General features: G+C 64.1%; 9 protein-coding genes. 5 read left to right on the top strand and 4 right to left on the bottom strand.

Going from position 1 to position 12,529, the window contains the following annotated elements:
* Positions 1 to 128 precede the first annotated feature (128 nt).
* Positions 129 to 335 (bottom strand): hypothetical protein, encoded by a 207-nt coding sequence (locus BRAD285_RS23970; protein ID WP_006612464.1) that lies wholly within the window; start codon positions 333 to 335, stop codon positions 129 to 131.
* Positions 336 to 530: 195 nt separating this feature from the next.
* Between BRAD285_RS23970 and BRAD285_RS23975 the strand changes: the two genes are divergently transcribed.
* Positions 531 to 1,976 (top strand): short-chain fatty acyl-CoA regulator family protein, encoded by a 1,446-nt coding sequence (locus BRAD285_RS23975; protein WP_006612465.1) that lies wholly within the window; start codon positions 531 to 533, stop codon positions 1,974 to 1,976.
* 833 nt (positions 1,977 to 2,809) lie between these two features.
* Here BRAD285_RS23975 and BRAD285_RS23985 read toward each other — a convergent pair.
* Positions 2,810 to 4,756 carry a caspase family protein gene (locus tag BRAD285_RS23985; RefSeq protein WP_006612466.1) on the bottom strand — a complete coding sequence of 649 codons (1,947 nt, stop codon included), beginning with the start codon at positions 4,754 to 4,756 and terminating at the stop codon, positions 2,810 to 2,812.
* Between the two features lie 7 nt (positions 4,757 to 4,763).
* Positions 4,764 to 4,937, bottom strand: a complete 174-nt coding sequence (locus BRAD285_RS23990; RefSeq protein ID WP_157681692.1) for a hypothetical protein — start codon at positions 4,935 to 4,937, stop codon at positions 4,764 to 4,766.
* Positions 4,938 to 5,522: 585 nt separating this feature from the next.
* Here BRAD285_RS23990 and BRAD285_RS23995 point away from each other — a divergent pair.
* Positions 5,523 to 7,025: a glucan biosynthesis protein G gene (locus tag BRAD285_RS23995; RefSeq protein WP_006612468.1), complete on the top strand. Its 1,503-nt coding sequence runs from the start codon at positions 5,523 to 5,525 to the stop codon at positions 7,023 to 7,025.
* Positions 7,013 to 9,142 carry a glucans biosynthesis glucosyltransferase MdoH gene (gene mdoH, locus BRAD285_RS24000; RefSeq protein WP_035646725.1) on the top strand — a complete coding sequence of 710 codons (2,130 nt, stop codon included), beginning with the start codon at positions 7,013 to 7,015 and terminating at the stop codon, positions 9,140 to 9,142. Before BRAD285_RS23995 ends, mdoH begins: the two co-directional genes overlap by 13 nt.
* An 18-nt stretch (positions 9,143 to 9,160) precedes the next feature.
* Here mdoH and BRAD285_RS24005 read toward each other — a convergent pair whose 3' ends face one another.
* Entirely contained in the window at positions 9,161 to 10,459 is a 1,299-nt protein-coding gene (locus tag BRAD285_RS24005) for a TadE/TadG family type IV pilus assembly protein (RefSeq protein WP_035646755.1), read from the bottom strand.
* Between the two features lie 305 nt (positions 10,460 to 10,764).
* Between BRAD285_RS24005 and BRAD285_RS24010 the strand changes: the two genes are divergently transcribed.
* A complete protein-coding gene (locus tag BRAD285_RS24010) occupies positions 10,765 to 11,169 on the top strand; it encodes a hypothetical protein (protein WP_006612472.1) in 405 nt (134 codons plus the stop codon).
* Between the two features lie 172 nt (positions 11,170 to 11,341).
* On the top strand, positions 11,342 to 12,517 hold the full coding sequence (locus BRAD285_RS24015; RefSeq protein WP_006612473.1) for a zinc-dependent alcohol dehydrogenase: 1,176 nt from the start codon (positions 11,342 to 11,344) through the stop codon (positions 12,515 to 12,517).
* Positions 12,518 to 12,529: the final 12 nt, after the last annotated feature.

Raw genomic sequence — 12,529 nt, forward strand, 5'->3', positions numbered from 1 at the left:
GAGATAAGCAGCATGCCCAAAACGGACGTGGGCGGCCTCCTCCGGTGTGACCCGGCTGAGACCGCCCCGTCCTTGGGCTCTTCCTCGAGCTTTATTCAGATACCTGGCAAGGCTTCCCTTGCTGGCTGTCAGGCCGCCGGCGCGCGCTGCGGCTCCTCGACGATGGAGAAGCGGACGCCGGCCTTGTGGCGGTTCTCCTCGGACACCTCGCGCCAGCAATCCTCGGCTTCCTTGCGCGACTTGAACGGACCCTTCACCTGGGCCGAGCCCTCCACCAGCTTGTGGAAATTCATCGAGCCGAACTCGCCGCCGATCACCCAGAAATTGCTGGTCATGAGACCCTCCATCAACCGTCACAATTTTGACAGTGCATTGCGATTTGCGTGACCGGAGATAAACGCGAAACCGGCAGCTTCGTATAGAGGCCTTGTTTTTGAATGGTGATGTCATGTAACATCATCACTTGTCACAAATGTCATTTTGTAAATCTTGTCACAAATCCAGGGCCGCGCGGCCCGCGGGAGAGCGCGATGGCCGGTGAGTCCGGAAAGAAGCTGTTCGTCGGCCCACGCTTCCGCCGTATCCGCCAGCAGCTCGGCCTGTCGCAAACCCAGCTCGCCGAGGGGCTCGGCATCTCGCCGAGCTACGTCAATCTGATCGAACGCAACCAGCGGCCGGTCTCGGCCCAGATCCTGCTGCGGCTGGCAGAGGTCTACGATCTCGATTTGCGTGATCTCGCCACCGCGGACGAGGACCGCTTCTTCGCCGAGCTCAACGAGATCTTCTCCGATCCGCTGTTCCGCCAGATCGAGCTGCCCAAGCAGGAGCTGCGCGACCTTGCCGAGCTCTGCCCCGGCGTCACCCATGCGCTGCAGCGGCTCTACGCGGCTTACGCCGAGGCCCGGCGCGGTGAGACCCTGGTCGCGGCGCAGATGGCCGACCGCAATGCCGGCGGCCATTTCGAGGCCAACCCGATCGAGCGGGTACGCGACCTGATCGAGGCCAACCGCAACTACTTCGCCGAGCTCGAGCAGCAGGCGGAAGCCCTGCGCGATGCGCTCGACGTACCGGCCGAAGGACTTTACGCCGCACTCGCCGCGCGATTGCGCGAGAAACACTCCGTGCAGACCCGCGTGATGCCGGTCGATGTGATGCGCGAAACGTTGCGCCGCTACGACCGCCATCGTCGTCAGTTGTTGATTTCCGAGCTGGTCGACGGACCCGGCCGCACCTTCCAGCTCGCGGTCCAGCTCGGCATGGCCGAGTGCCTGCCGCAGTTCGAGATCATCATCGGCCGGGCCGGCGCGATCGACGACACCTCGCGCCGGCTCTACCGCATGACGCTCGCGAGCTACTACGCGGCCGCCGTGATGATGCCCTACGCGCCGTTCCTCGCTGCGGCGGAAGCGCTGAGCTACGACATCAACGTGCTGGCGCAGCGCTTCGGCACCGGCTTCGAGCAGGTCTGCCACCGCCTCACCACCCTGTCGCGCCCGAATGCGCGCGGCATCCCATTCTTCATGCTGCGCGTCGACAATGCCGGCAACGTCTCGAAGCGGTTCTCGTCCGGTACCTTCCCGTTCTCCAAGTTCGGCGGCACCTGCCCGCTGTGGAACGTGCATTCGACATTCGACACGCCGGACCGTCTGCTCAAGCAGATCATCGAGCTGCCGGACGGCTCGCGCTATTTCTCGATCGCCCAGATGGTGCGCCGTCCAGTCGCGCCGCATCCGCTGCCGCAGCCGCGCTTCGCCATCGGCCTGGGCTGCGAGATCAGGCATGCGTCGCGCCTCGTCTACGCCGCCGGCATGGACCTGGAAAAAACCGAAGGCACCCCGATCGGCGTCAACTGCCGGCTCTGCGAGCGCGAAAACTGCGCCCAGCGCGCCGAGCCGCCGATCACCCGCACGCTCATCCTGGACGAGACGACGCGCCGCGTCAGCTCGTTCGCGTTCAGCAATGCGCGGGAGTTGTGAGGCCACGGCTCTCTCCACCGTCACGCCTGCACGGCCATCGCATTTAACAATCGGTGTTTTGGGCTCGTCTGTCTCCTCGTCGTCATGGCCGGGCTCGTCCCGGCCATGACGGAGTAACTAACGAGCAGGATTGTTCGCCACAACGCCCCGAATGTCTGAGGTAAAGACCGATAAAGCGGAAACTCGTGAGAAAACCCATGCGGTCACGTTCTCGCGGCGCATCCGCGCCCGAGCCTTACTGATAGTTTGCCCCTCCGGAAACAGAGGGCGCAGGGAAGACCGGGAGCGCGCCGCCCCCATGGCCCCCGTGCGTGAGAAAATGCACGGGGCAGGAACCACAGGTTTGGCTGGGACATCCCGGCCCTCCCTGCGCAATGGCTTTACGGCTTACTCCGTGCTCTCCCCAGGGACCGGCTGTCTTGCCCCTGTCGCCAGCGCCATCCTCGGCGCGGACTTGACCTCAGCTTCGGGAGGTCAGGACCACACGGCTTGACCGTGCGCACCGAGCTGTTCGTCCGCACGATTGCTCGCGCTGCAGCCCGACACACCCATCGCATCCCGCATCAACGCTCGTGACGACCGCGATACGCCCCATCCAATCGAAGCGGGATGGGCATATACAACCATAATTTCTGGAAAAAAGAAAGTGGTTTTCGCCGCGATTGCGAATTTTTCGTACCGGTCGCGACGCCGCTCTCGACGACGGTGCTCGCGATGCGCCGTAGAGTAGGCAAAGCGGCCGGCGACAGCCGGTCGCGTGCCCACCATCGATCCGCGAACGCGCAGATCCAGCTATGCGGTTTCGACGCGGGGTGGGATGATATGGGTCCCAGCTACCTCTTGGTCACTGTCTGTAAGACAGTGCCGATGACCTCCATCATCACCTTCTGCTGCTCAAGCTTCTGCACACGGTCCTTCTCTGCCTGCTCCAGCTTGGCAACCTCTGCCTGATAACATTGAGCCGCGCCAATATGCCCCAGCTCTGACGCCCGACGACACAGTTCCATCTTCGTTTCCGACGGATTGGCCGACGTGGCCTGCCCGCGGTCGATCATCTCGGCCAAGCTGACCATGGAATCGACATCACCGGCCTGCACGCCCGATCGAAACAGCGATACGGCCTGCGCAGGATTGTTCTTGTCAGTCAGATGCATCCATCCCAGATTGTCGTAGGCGGCGGGGTAACGCCGCGAGACCAACTCTTGAAACAGGGTGAACGCTCGCGTCCGATCCGAAAATTGCAACGCACGCGCGAGCTGATACTTGAAGCGCGGCTCGTTAGTAGCCTGCTTCACTGCAAGCTCGCATGTCTTCACGGCTTCGGAGGCCTGCGACTTCAGAACAGCAAACGAAACTCCGGGACCGGCCTTGTTCTTGTCGTTCGGATTGGCCGCCAATTCGTCGCAGCGCTGGCCGGCCTCCGACGCGCGGGCTGCCTCAACCTCCCGGGACTTCCGCTCTTCCTCCTGCTTCTTCGCAAGCGCCTCCTTGGCGGCCGCATCGCGGGCGTCTCGTTCGGCTCGTGACTTTTCCAGCAGTTCCTTTTCCTTGCGGATGGCGTCCGCTCGCTCGGCGCTCTGCTTGTCGAACTTCTTGGCCTCCTCGCTGCCGAAGGGCAGAAGCTTCTCGCCCGTACGGGGATTGAATCCGGGACCATCGAAGAACTCGTAGTCGAGGCTGGCGCGCGAGAACCAGAGCAGAGGCTTCCCGGTCGCAGGATCGAACAGCGCCGTATCGCGATCGAGCGTCACCCGATTTGGAATGCGGGCGCTGTCGCCTCCGGGCAGCTTGCGATCCGGCAAACCGGCCTGCCCGTCCCCTCCCTTCGGTGTTGGTTCCTCACCTTGGCGGGGCGAATTTGGCGCCTTGGAGCCCCTCTTCTCCAGCCGGTCTTTCTGGAGGAAAAAGAACTCGCCAGCATTGTTTCGAACACTGAGCAGATACTGCCGCGGCGACATCCGTCTCTTCATCCCCGTCGCGGAGCGATATTCGTCGATCGATCGTCCGACATCGAGCATGATCTCGCTCAGCGAGGCAACGCCATCAGGAGCGGGCCGTCGCGTACCGCGCGCCGCCTCGATGAATGCCTTTGTGAACAGGCTCTCGCCTTGGCTCGCGAAGCTTTGCTCGTCCTCGACGCCTGCCGTCACCAGTTGATGCGCGGGTTGAGAGAGACGACTGATCGTCTGATCCCGGACCGTGCCTTTCGCTTGTACGGCCGCAAGGCCGCTAAAGCACGCATCGAGAATGAACAGACTATGCCGCGATTGGCCGACATTCTCCGACCATTGCATGACGCGCGGCATGTCCAGCATCTCATCCCAATCCTCCTTACCGGCGGGCTTCAGGATGAGGTATCCGCGCTTCGAGCCGCCCGCGAGCTGCCTGGTCTCTCCGTGACCGGAAAAGTACAGCAGGAATCGATCATTGGCAGCAACGAGCTTCGGAAGCGTCTTCTCCATCAGCGTCTCGATCCGCGATCGAGATGCCCGCTCATCCGTCAACGTCACGATATAGTCGAATCCAGCATCGTCGCGCAGAAAGTCGCGCATCCGCTCAGCATCCGACGCGGGAGCATCTAGCTTCTGGTAGACGTCGTAGTCCCCCACCCCAATGACGACGGCGTAACTCTTGCCGAACTCGTTGCTCCCAAAGACGCTCTTGTAGACATCAGACCACGACGGCAACCCCGCCGGGCGGATATAGGTCTCGTCGATGCCCGCTGAGGCAATACCGGAGGTCAGAGCGAGAACAGAAAGCGCCAGCACCACCCGAAGCATGGGACCACTACCCCTTGCGATGTTGAAGCACCTGATAGATCGCGGACACGATACTTCCGATCATGGAGACGATCGACGTGACGAGTGACACGATGTTCACCCAATCGTCTCCTCCCTTGGCCTGAACGCCGGGCGGTAATCTGGTATCGTAATAGACATAGAACAGGACTGCAGCGAGCAACAGCAGTCCAATAGGAAGTATCTTCCTCGCCATCTGCAACTAGCCCCCGATACATTCACGCTGGTCAAAAAATACTTATTGCGCTGGCCGCCGGTGCTCCGCACCAACGAGCTCCAATCTGCTTACAGCTGATATCATTGCACAGATCATCTGAAATGGAATAGGAATAAGGGAGCAATCCGGGATTGCGGGGCGTTCGGGTCGCCGACGATGATGTCGCGGCCCGAGATACACACGTCCGCACCTATGTCATATTGCCGTCTCGATCGAAGCTTTCTGGCTCGATAAGACAGGCTGAGGGCAGAGACACGCACGACGACGCCGAGGACCTACACGGCACGACGTCGTCCAGAGAACCCACTGTCCTTGAAGTGCAGGCGCCGCCATAAAGGCTCGGCCCACATCCGTATAAGATCGTCCATCCTCGAACGCGACCCGCGCCTACGGCCGAGACGCCGGGCTGCCGCTCAGCGTGCGTTCATGACACTTCGGACAATCTCGGGCCCATCATCGGCCGAATTGAAGTGGAACCGCAGGCCTCCATAAATGTTGCTCCGCAGTTCCATGCAGCAAAGCGAGAATAAGTTGAATCGCCGTCAGTTCATTCAATCTGCGGCTGCGATCCCGGTCGCCGCATCCTTGGTGCGGAGCGCATCAGCGGCGCCGGCGGCGCAGCCGTTCAGTGCGGCCTCGTTGCGCGATCTCGCGCGCGCGCTCGCCGCCAAGCCGTATGCCGCGCCGGACGACAAGCTGCCGGATGCGCTGGCGAAGCTGGACTATGATGCCTATCGCTCGATCCGCTTCCTGCCGGAGCACGCGTTGTGGCGCGACGAGAAGCTGCCTTTCCAGGCGCAGTTCTTTCATCGCGGCTTCATCTACAAGGATCGCGTCGACATCTACGAGGTCGAGAATGGACAGGCCAAGCCGGTCGCCTATCGTCCGGAGGATTTCGCGTTCGGTCCGCAGGTGCCGGCGTTTCCGGCCGCCGATCTCGGCTTCGCTGGCTTCCGCATTCACACGCCGATGAACCGGCCGGACTACTATGACGAGGTCTGCGTCTTTCTCGGCGCGAGCTATTTTCGCGCGGTCGCCAAGGGCGAGCTCTACGGGCTGTCCGCGCGCGGGCTGTCGATCGACACCGGCGAAGCGAAGGGCGAGGAATTTCCCGTCTTCAAGGCGTTCTGGCTGGAGAAGCCGACGCAGGGCGCGACCGCGATGGTCGTGCACGCGCTGCTCGACAGCAAGAGCGCGACCGGCTCCTACCGCTTCACCATCCGCCCCGGCGATACCACGGTGTTCGACGTCGAGGCCTCGCTGTATCCGCGCGTCGAGATCGCGCATGGCGGATTGGCGCCGATGACCAGCATGTTCCTGTTCGGGCCGAACGATCGCAGCGACAGCGACGACTTCCGCCCGGCCGTGCACGATTCCGACGGGCTCGCGATGTTCAACGGCAAGGGCGAGCAGATCTGGCGGCCCCTCAGCAATCCGCGCGACCTGCAGGTCAGCGTGTTCAACGACCTCAATCCGCGCGGCTTCGGCCTGATGCAGCGCGAGCGCAGCTACGCCGCCTATCAGGACCTGGAGTCGCATTTCGAGCAGCGGCCGAGCCTGTGGATCGAGCCGATCGGCGACTGGGGCGAAGGCGCCGTGGTGCTGTTCGAGATTCCGACCAAGCAGGAGATCCACGACAACATCGCCGCGTTCTGGCGGCCGAAGACGCCGCTCGCCGCCAAGGGCGAGCACAACATGACCTATCGCCTGCATTGGGGCCCGGACATGCCGAAGCCGCATGCGCTGGCGCGCTTCACCCGCACCGGTGTGGCAGCGCAAGGCGAAGGTCGGCTGTTCGTGCTCGAACTCGCGGGCGACGCGCTCAAGGGACTCGATCCCGCCGCCGTCAAGGCCGTCGTCAGCGCCGAGAAGACCGAGGTGACGAACGTGGTCGCGCAGCCCAATCCCGAAACCGGCGGATGGCGCCTGAGCTTCCAATGCGCCGCCAAGGACGCTCCTGTCGAGCTCCGCGCCGAATTGTTCGCGAGCGACAAGCTCGTCTCAGAGACGTGGATCTACCGATGGACGCCGTGAGCGCACGCCTGCCGCGCCAGCCATTGGTCGAGCGTGGCGCGGAATTCCTCCCTGCGGAGGCGCCATGCACGATGGCGCCCTCGCCGCTCTCCGAACTGCCGTCCGGGACACGGGCGATCAGCAGCGGCATGGGCATTGCGCTGCGTCGCGGCCTCGTGCTCGCCGGCACCGCCGCGCTGACGGGCGCGGGCTGCGCCAAGATGTACGAGGTCGTCGAGGTCGGCGGCGTGACCGTACTGGAAGGCATGGTGCTCGTGCTGTTCACGATCCTGCTCGCCTGGATCGCCTTTGCATTCGTCACCGCGCTGGCGGGATTCGGCGTGATGCTGCTGCGGCCGCGGGAGACCATCCCGATCGACACCAGCGGTCCATTGCCGACGCTCTCCCACCGCACCGCGATGCTGCTGCCGACCTACAATGAGGATCCTGACGCGGTGATGGTGCGGCTGCGCGCCATGATCGAGTCGGTGGGTGCAACCGGCCAGGCGGAGCAGTTCGACTGGTTCCTGCTCAGCGACACCACTGATCCCGACATCTGGATCGGCGAGGAGGCCGCGTTCCTGGCGCTGCGCGACGTTTGCGGCGACGCCCGCGTGTACTACAGGCACCGCGCCGACAATGTCGCGCGCAAGTCCGGCAACATCGCCGAATGGGTGCGGCGGTTCGGTGCGGCCTATGCGCATATGATCATTCTCGACGCCGACAGCCTGATGAGCGGCGACACCGTGGTGCGGCTGGCCCACACCATGGAGCAGGCGCCGCAGGCCGCTCTGATCCAGACGCTTCCGGTGATCGTCAACGGCGGCAGCCTGTTTGCAAGGCTGCAGCAGTTTGCGGGCCGGCTCTATGGTCCCATCATCGCCTCCGGCAATGCCTGGTGGTACGGCGGCGAAGGCAATTACTGGGGCCACAACGCCATCATCCGCGTCGCCGCCTTCGCGCAGGATGCGGCGCTGCCGGAGCTATCAGGGCGAAAACCGTTCGGCGGCCACATTCTCAGTCACGACTTCATCGAGGCGGCGCTGATGCGGCGCGCCGGCTGGGGCATCTACATGACGGTGAAGCTCGGCGGCAGCTACGAGGAGGTGCCGCCGTCGCTGATCGACTATGCCGCGCGCGACCGGCGCTGGTGCCAGGGCAATCTGCAGCATCTCGCGGTGCTGCCAGCGCGCGGGCTGCACTGGGTGTCGCGGCTGCATCTCTTGATCGGCATCGGCGCCTATGTCACCGCGCCGTTGTGGCTCGCCTTCCTCGTGCTCGGGATCCTGATCTCGCTGCAGGCCAACTTCGTCCGCCCAGAATATTTTCCCAAGGGCTTCGCGCTGTTTCCGTCCTGGCCGGCGCAGGATCCGGTGCTCGCGGCGCAGGTGTTCGGCGCGACCCTCGGCCTGCTGATGATCCCGAAGCTGCTGGCCTGTCTCGCCACCCTGCTCACGCCAGCCGTGCGCCGTGGCTTCGGCGGGGCCCTGCGCCTGTGCGCGGCGTTGCTGGTCGAAACCGTGCTCGCCGCGCTGATCGCGCCGTCGATGATGATCTTCCAGTCGGTCGCCGTGATCGAGATCCTGCTCGGCCGCGATGCCGGCTGGCAGGTGCAGCGGCGCAGCGATGGCGGCATCAGCCGCCGCGAGATCGTCCGCAAGTTCACGCTGCCGACGGTGTGCGGCCTGGTGATGGCGGCCAGCGCTTATGCCGTCTCGTTGCCGCTGCTGGCCTGGATGTCGCCTGTCATCGCCGGCCTCGTGCTCGCGATTCCGCTCGGCCTGCTCACCGCCGGCCGCGGCCTCGGCGCGCGCCTGTTCACGACGCCGGAGGATCGCACGCCACCGCCGGTGCTGCTGCGGGCCAAGGCGCTTGCGGAGGAGCATCAGCCGCAGCGGCTGCAAGCGCTAGCCGAGCTGCGCGAGAACGCCGCGCTCCGCCGCCAGCACCTCGCATCGCTGCCGCCGCCGCGATCGCGCGAGCCGGGCGACATCGACGTCGACCTCGCCACCGCCCGCGCGCGGATTGCCGAGGCCGGCACGTTCGCGCAGGCAACCCGCTTCCTGTCGCGCCGGGAAACGATGGCCGTGCTCAACGATGGCGCCGCGCTGGAGCAGCTCGTCGGGCTTCCCGCCTGAGCGAGGAGGCGCGCCGCATTACTTCGTCAGATGGGCCGAGGCGATCGCCTGCTGGAACAGCGCCGTCAGCGCCGCGCCGATGCTGCCGCTGGAGTCGACCTCGTAGTAATAGCCCGGGCTGGCACAAGACTTCATCACGGTGCCGATATCGTTGCGCCACGGCGCGATATAGGTCGTGTACCAGCTGTTGTTCGTGATCGCGAGGTAGGTGGTGTAGAGCACCGCGATCTTGATGCCGCGGGCCTTCAGCGCGGTGCAGGTCGCGGTGTTCAGCGGCTCCTGACAGCGGCCGCCCGAGACGGTCGTCTTGCTGCATGTCGTCGGATAGTTATAGTCGGCGACACCGTCGGACACGAAGAAAAGCCATTTCTGCGGACTGGTCGAGGAGCCGTCGCCCTGCGTCGGGATGACGCCGCTCATGGCGGACATCGCACCGTCGAAATCAGTGCACTGGTCATTGTTGTAGCCGCTATAGGGAATGGTCATCAGGTCGAGCGAGCCGACCGACGACTTGACCGACGACATGCTCGACGACAGGCTGGCGACGGTGGTCAGGCCGAGCGAGCCGCAGTCGCTGCCAAGGCTGTAGACCGCCATTCGGTACTGGTTGCTGACGACCTGGCTGGCGGTCGCGGTGTCCGTCAGCGACTGCGTCGCCGAGCGCACCACGTCGATCCGCATCGTCACACCCTTGTTCTTGGCGATCTGATAATAGCTGTTGGTCTGCAGCGTCTTCTTGGTGCTCGACGTGTAGACGTCATGGCAGGCAAAGGCGCATTTGTCCGAGGTCGCATTCTGCAGCTTGGTCATGTCGGCCGTGGTCGCGCCGAGGCCCTGCGACGGCGAGTTGTCGACGAGTACGTAGAAGTCCATGTAGGTCGGGAACGACGCCGAGGCCGATGACGAGGTCGCGACCGTCATGGTCGGATAGCCGAACATGTACATGAAGATCGTCTTGACAACGACGTTGGCGCTGCCGACGACGGACCGCGCCGACACGCTGTCGGTGATCGTGATGTTGATGGCGTTCGCCGACAGATTGTGGGCTGCCATCTGGCCGTTGAACATGTTGGTCGCCGCTGTCTTGGCGTCGGAGGCCGATCCGCGCATGGCGGTATAGCCGGTCGCGGCCAGCATGGCGGCGTCCAGCGAGGCCGACAGCTTCGCCTTGGCGCGCACCGCCAACGAGTAGTCGATCGCCGAGCCGATGAAGGCGAGGATCGGCAGCAGCGCGATGGCGAAGATGACGGCGATATTACCGCTCTCGTCACGACGGAACCGCGACAGCAATGTGAGGTAAGGTTTTCCGGCCGACACGGCCACGCTCCCAACAGACAAGATCAATTGCGCGGGATGTTGCTGGCCAAGCGTTACGTTGGAATTGATTGAATTGCCGAGAGTCGGTTACACCGTCTTTCTGATTGTCGTAAACGGTGCGGCTGCACCGTCCCGGCGCCGCATGTCTGATATGCAGCCGCCCGGCGAGCCGCTGGGCCGCCCCCGCGCGGAGGCGCGGCGCCCCTCCTCCGGTACCCCGATTGCAAAGCGAGGTCGCCGATAGCATAGTCCCGCCGCTTTTCAGCGCCGTTGCGCTGATTCTTCAGGGGTGTTTGGGGACGACGATGGCAGATGCCGATCTTGATGCCGTGATCCGGCAACTGGCCAAGCAGCAGAACAAGACCATCCTGGCGGCGGCCAAGAAGCGGAAGGACCGCTTCAACGGCCTGGCCATGAAGGCCAAGGACAAGGACGCCAAGGAGCGGTTCAAGATGCTGGCCCGCGAGGCGGTCGAGCAGGCCAATGCGGCCGCGCGCCGGCTGCTGATCTCCGCCGACAACGTCGCCGACAGCTACGCCCGCGCGATGCGACAGGCGGCCGCGGCGGAGCTGCCGAAGACGATCGAGAAAAAGGCCGACAAGCCGGCCGACGCTGCGGCGGCGAAGCCGTCAGGCAAGGCGGCCAAGAAGGTCACCAAGCAGGCACCTGCCAAGGCCGCGGCAAAAAAGGCGGCGAAGGCGAAGGGCTGAGCCGGGCGTTCCGCCAAGCCGGACGCCTGCCGAAGATCGCCGGGACTCCGCGCGACGGCCCGCACGAAGGCGGGATCGCGCAGGCGTTGCGTCCCGAAAATTTTGCCGTTCCTAGCAACCATCGCCGCATCCCCGACTTGCTCCGGAGGTCTTTTTCGACGCGGAGATGGGAATGAAGGCGCTGGTCTGGCATGGCAAAGAGGACATCCGCTGCGACACGGTCAGCGATCCCGAGATCGAGCACGCGCGCGACGCGATCATCAAGGTGACGAGCTGCGCGATCTGCGGCTCTGATCTGCACCTGTTCCACAACTACATCCCCGCGATGATGCCCGGCGACATCATGGGCCACGAGACCATGGGCGAGGTCGTCGAGGTCGGCTCTGGCGTCAACGGCAAGCTGAAGAAGGGCGACCGCATCGTCGTGCCCTTCACGATCATCTGCGGCGAATGCGACCAGTGCAAGCGCGGCAATTTCTCGGTATGCGAGACCACCAACCGTAACAAGCACATGGCCGAGAAGGTGTTCGGCCATACCACCGCGGGCCTGTTCGGCTACACCCATCTGACCGGCGGCTATCCCGGCGGCCAGGCCGAATATCTGCGCGTGCCCTACGCGGACGCGACGCATATCAAGGTGCCGGACGGGATGAGCGACGAGCAGGCGCTGTTCCTCAGCGACATCTTCCCGACCGGCTGGCAGGCGGCGGCGCAATGCGACATCGAGCCGGAGGATACTGTCGCGGTGTGGGGCTGCGGCCCGGTCGGCCAGATGGCGATCCGCAGCGCCATTCTGCTTGGCGCGAAACAAGTGATCGCGATCGACCGCATTCCGGAGCGGCTGGCGATGGCAGAAGCCGGCGGCGCCATCACCATCAATTTCGACAAGGAGAGCGTGGTCTCCAGGCTCAACGAGCTGACCGACAACAAGGGTCCGGAGAAGTGCATCGACTGCGTCGGCTTTGAGAGCCATGTCAGCATGGCACAGCCGGACAGCGTGCTCGATCGCGCCAAGCAGATGTTCATGCTCGAAAACGACCGGCCGCACGTGCTGCGCGAGATCATCTATGTCTGCCGGCCCGGCGGCATCGTCTCGATCCCCGGCGTCTATTCAGGCTTGTCCGACATGGTGCCGATGGGCGCGCTGATGAACAAGGGGCTGACGATCAGGACCGGCCAGACCCACGTCAACCGCTGGACCGACGAACTCAAGCGGCGGATCGAGGACGGCCAGATCGATCCGTCCTTCGTCATCACCCACACCGTGCCGCTGGCGCAGGGCCCTGAGATGTATCGCGCCTTCCGCGACAAGCAGGACAGCTGCGTCAAGGTCGTGTTGAAGCCATAAGGGATCGTACAG

Origin of the sequence: Bradyrhizobium sp. ORS 285 (assembly GCF_900176205.1) — a bacterium.
Classification (GTDB): Bacteria; Pseudomonadota; Alphaproteobacteria; order Rhizobiales; family Xanthobacteraceae; genus Bradyrhizobium.

Excerpts from the sequence above, each read along its gene's own strand:
- BRAD285_RS24010 (WP_006612472.1), top strand. The coding sequence starts at position 10,765 with ATGGCAGATGCCGATCTTGATGCCGTGATCCGGCAACTGGCCAAGCAG.
- mdoH (WP_035646725.1), top strand. The coding sequence starts at position 7,013 with ATGGACGCCGTGAGCGCACGCCTGCCGCGCCAGCCATTGGTCGAGCGT.
- BRAD285_RS23975 (WP_006612465.1), top strand. The coding sequence starts at position 531 with ATGGCCGGTGAGTCCGGAAAGAAGCTGTTCGTCGGCCCACGCTTCCGC.
- BRAD285_RS23985 (WP_006612466.1), bottom strand. The coding sequence starts at position 4,756 with ATGCTTCGGGTGGTGCTGGCGCTTTCTGTTCTCGCTCTGACCTCCGGT.
- BRAD285_RS24015 (WP_006612473.1), top strand. The coding sequence starts at position 11,342 with ATGAAGGCGCTGGTCTGGCATGGCAAAGAGGACATCCGCTGCGACACG.
- BRAD285_RS23970 (WP_006612464.1), bottom strand. The coding sequence starts at position 335 with ATGACCAGCAATTTCTGGGTGATCGGCGGCGAGTTCGGCTCGATGAAT.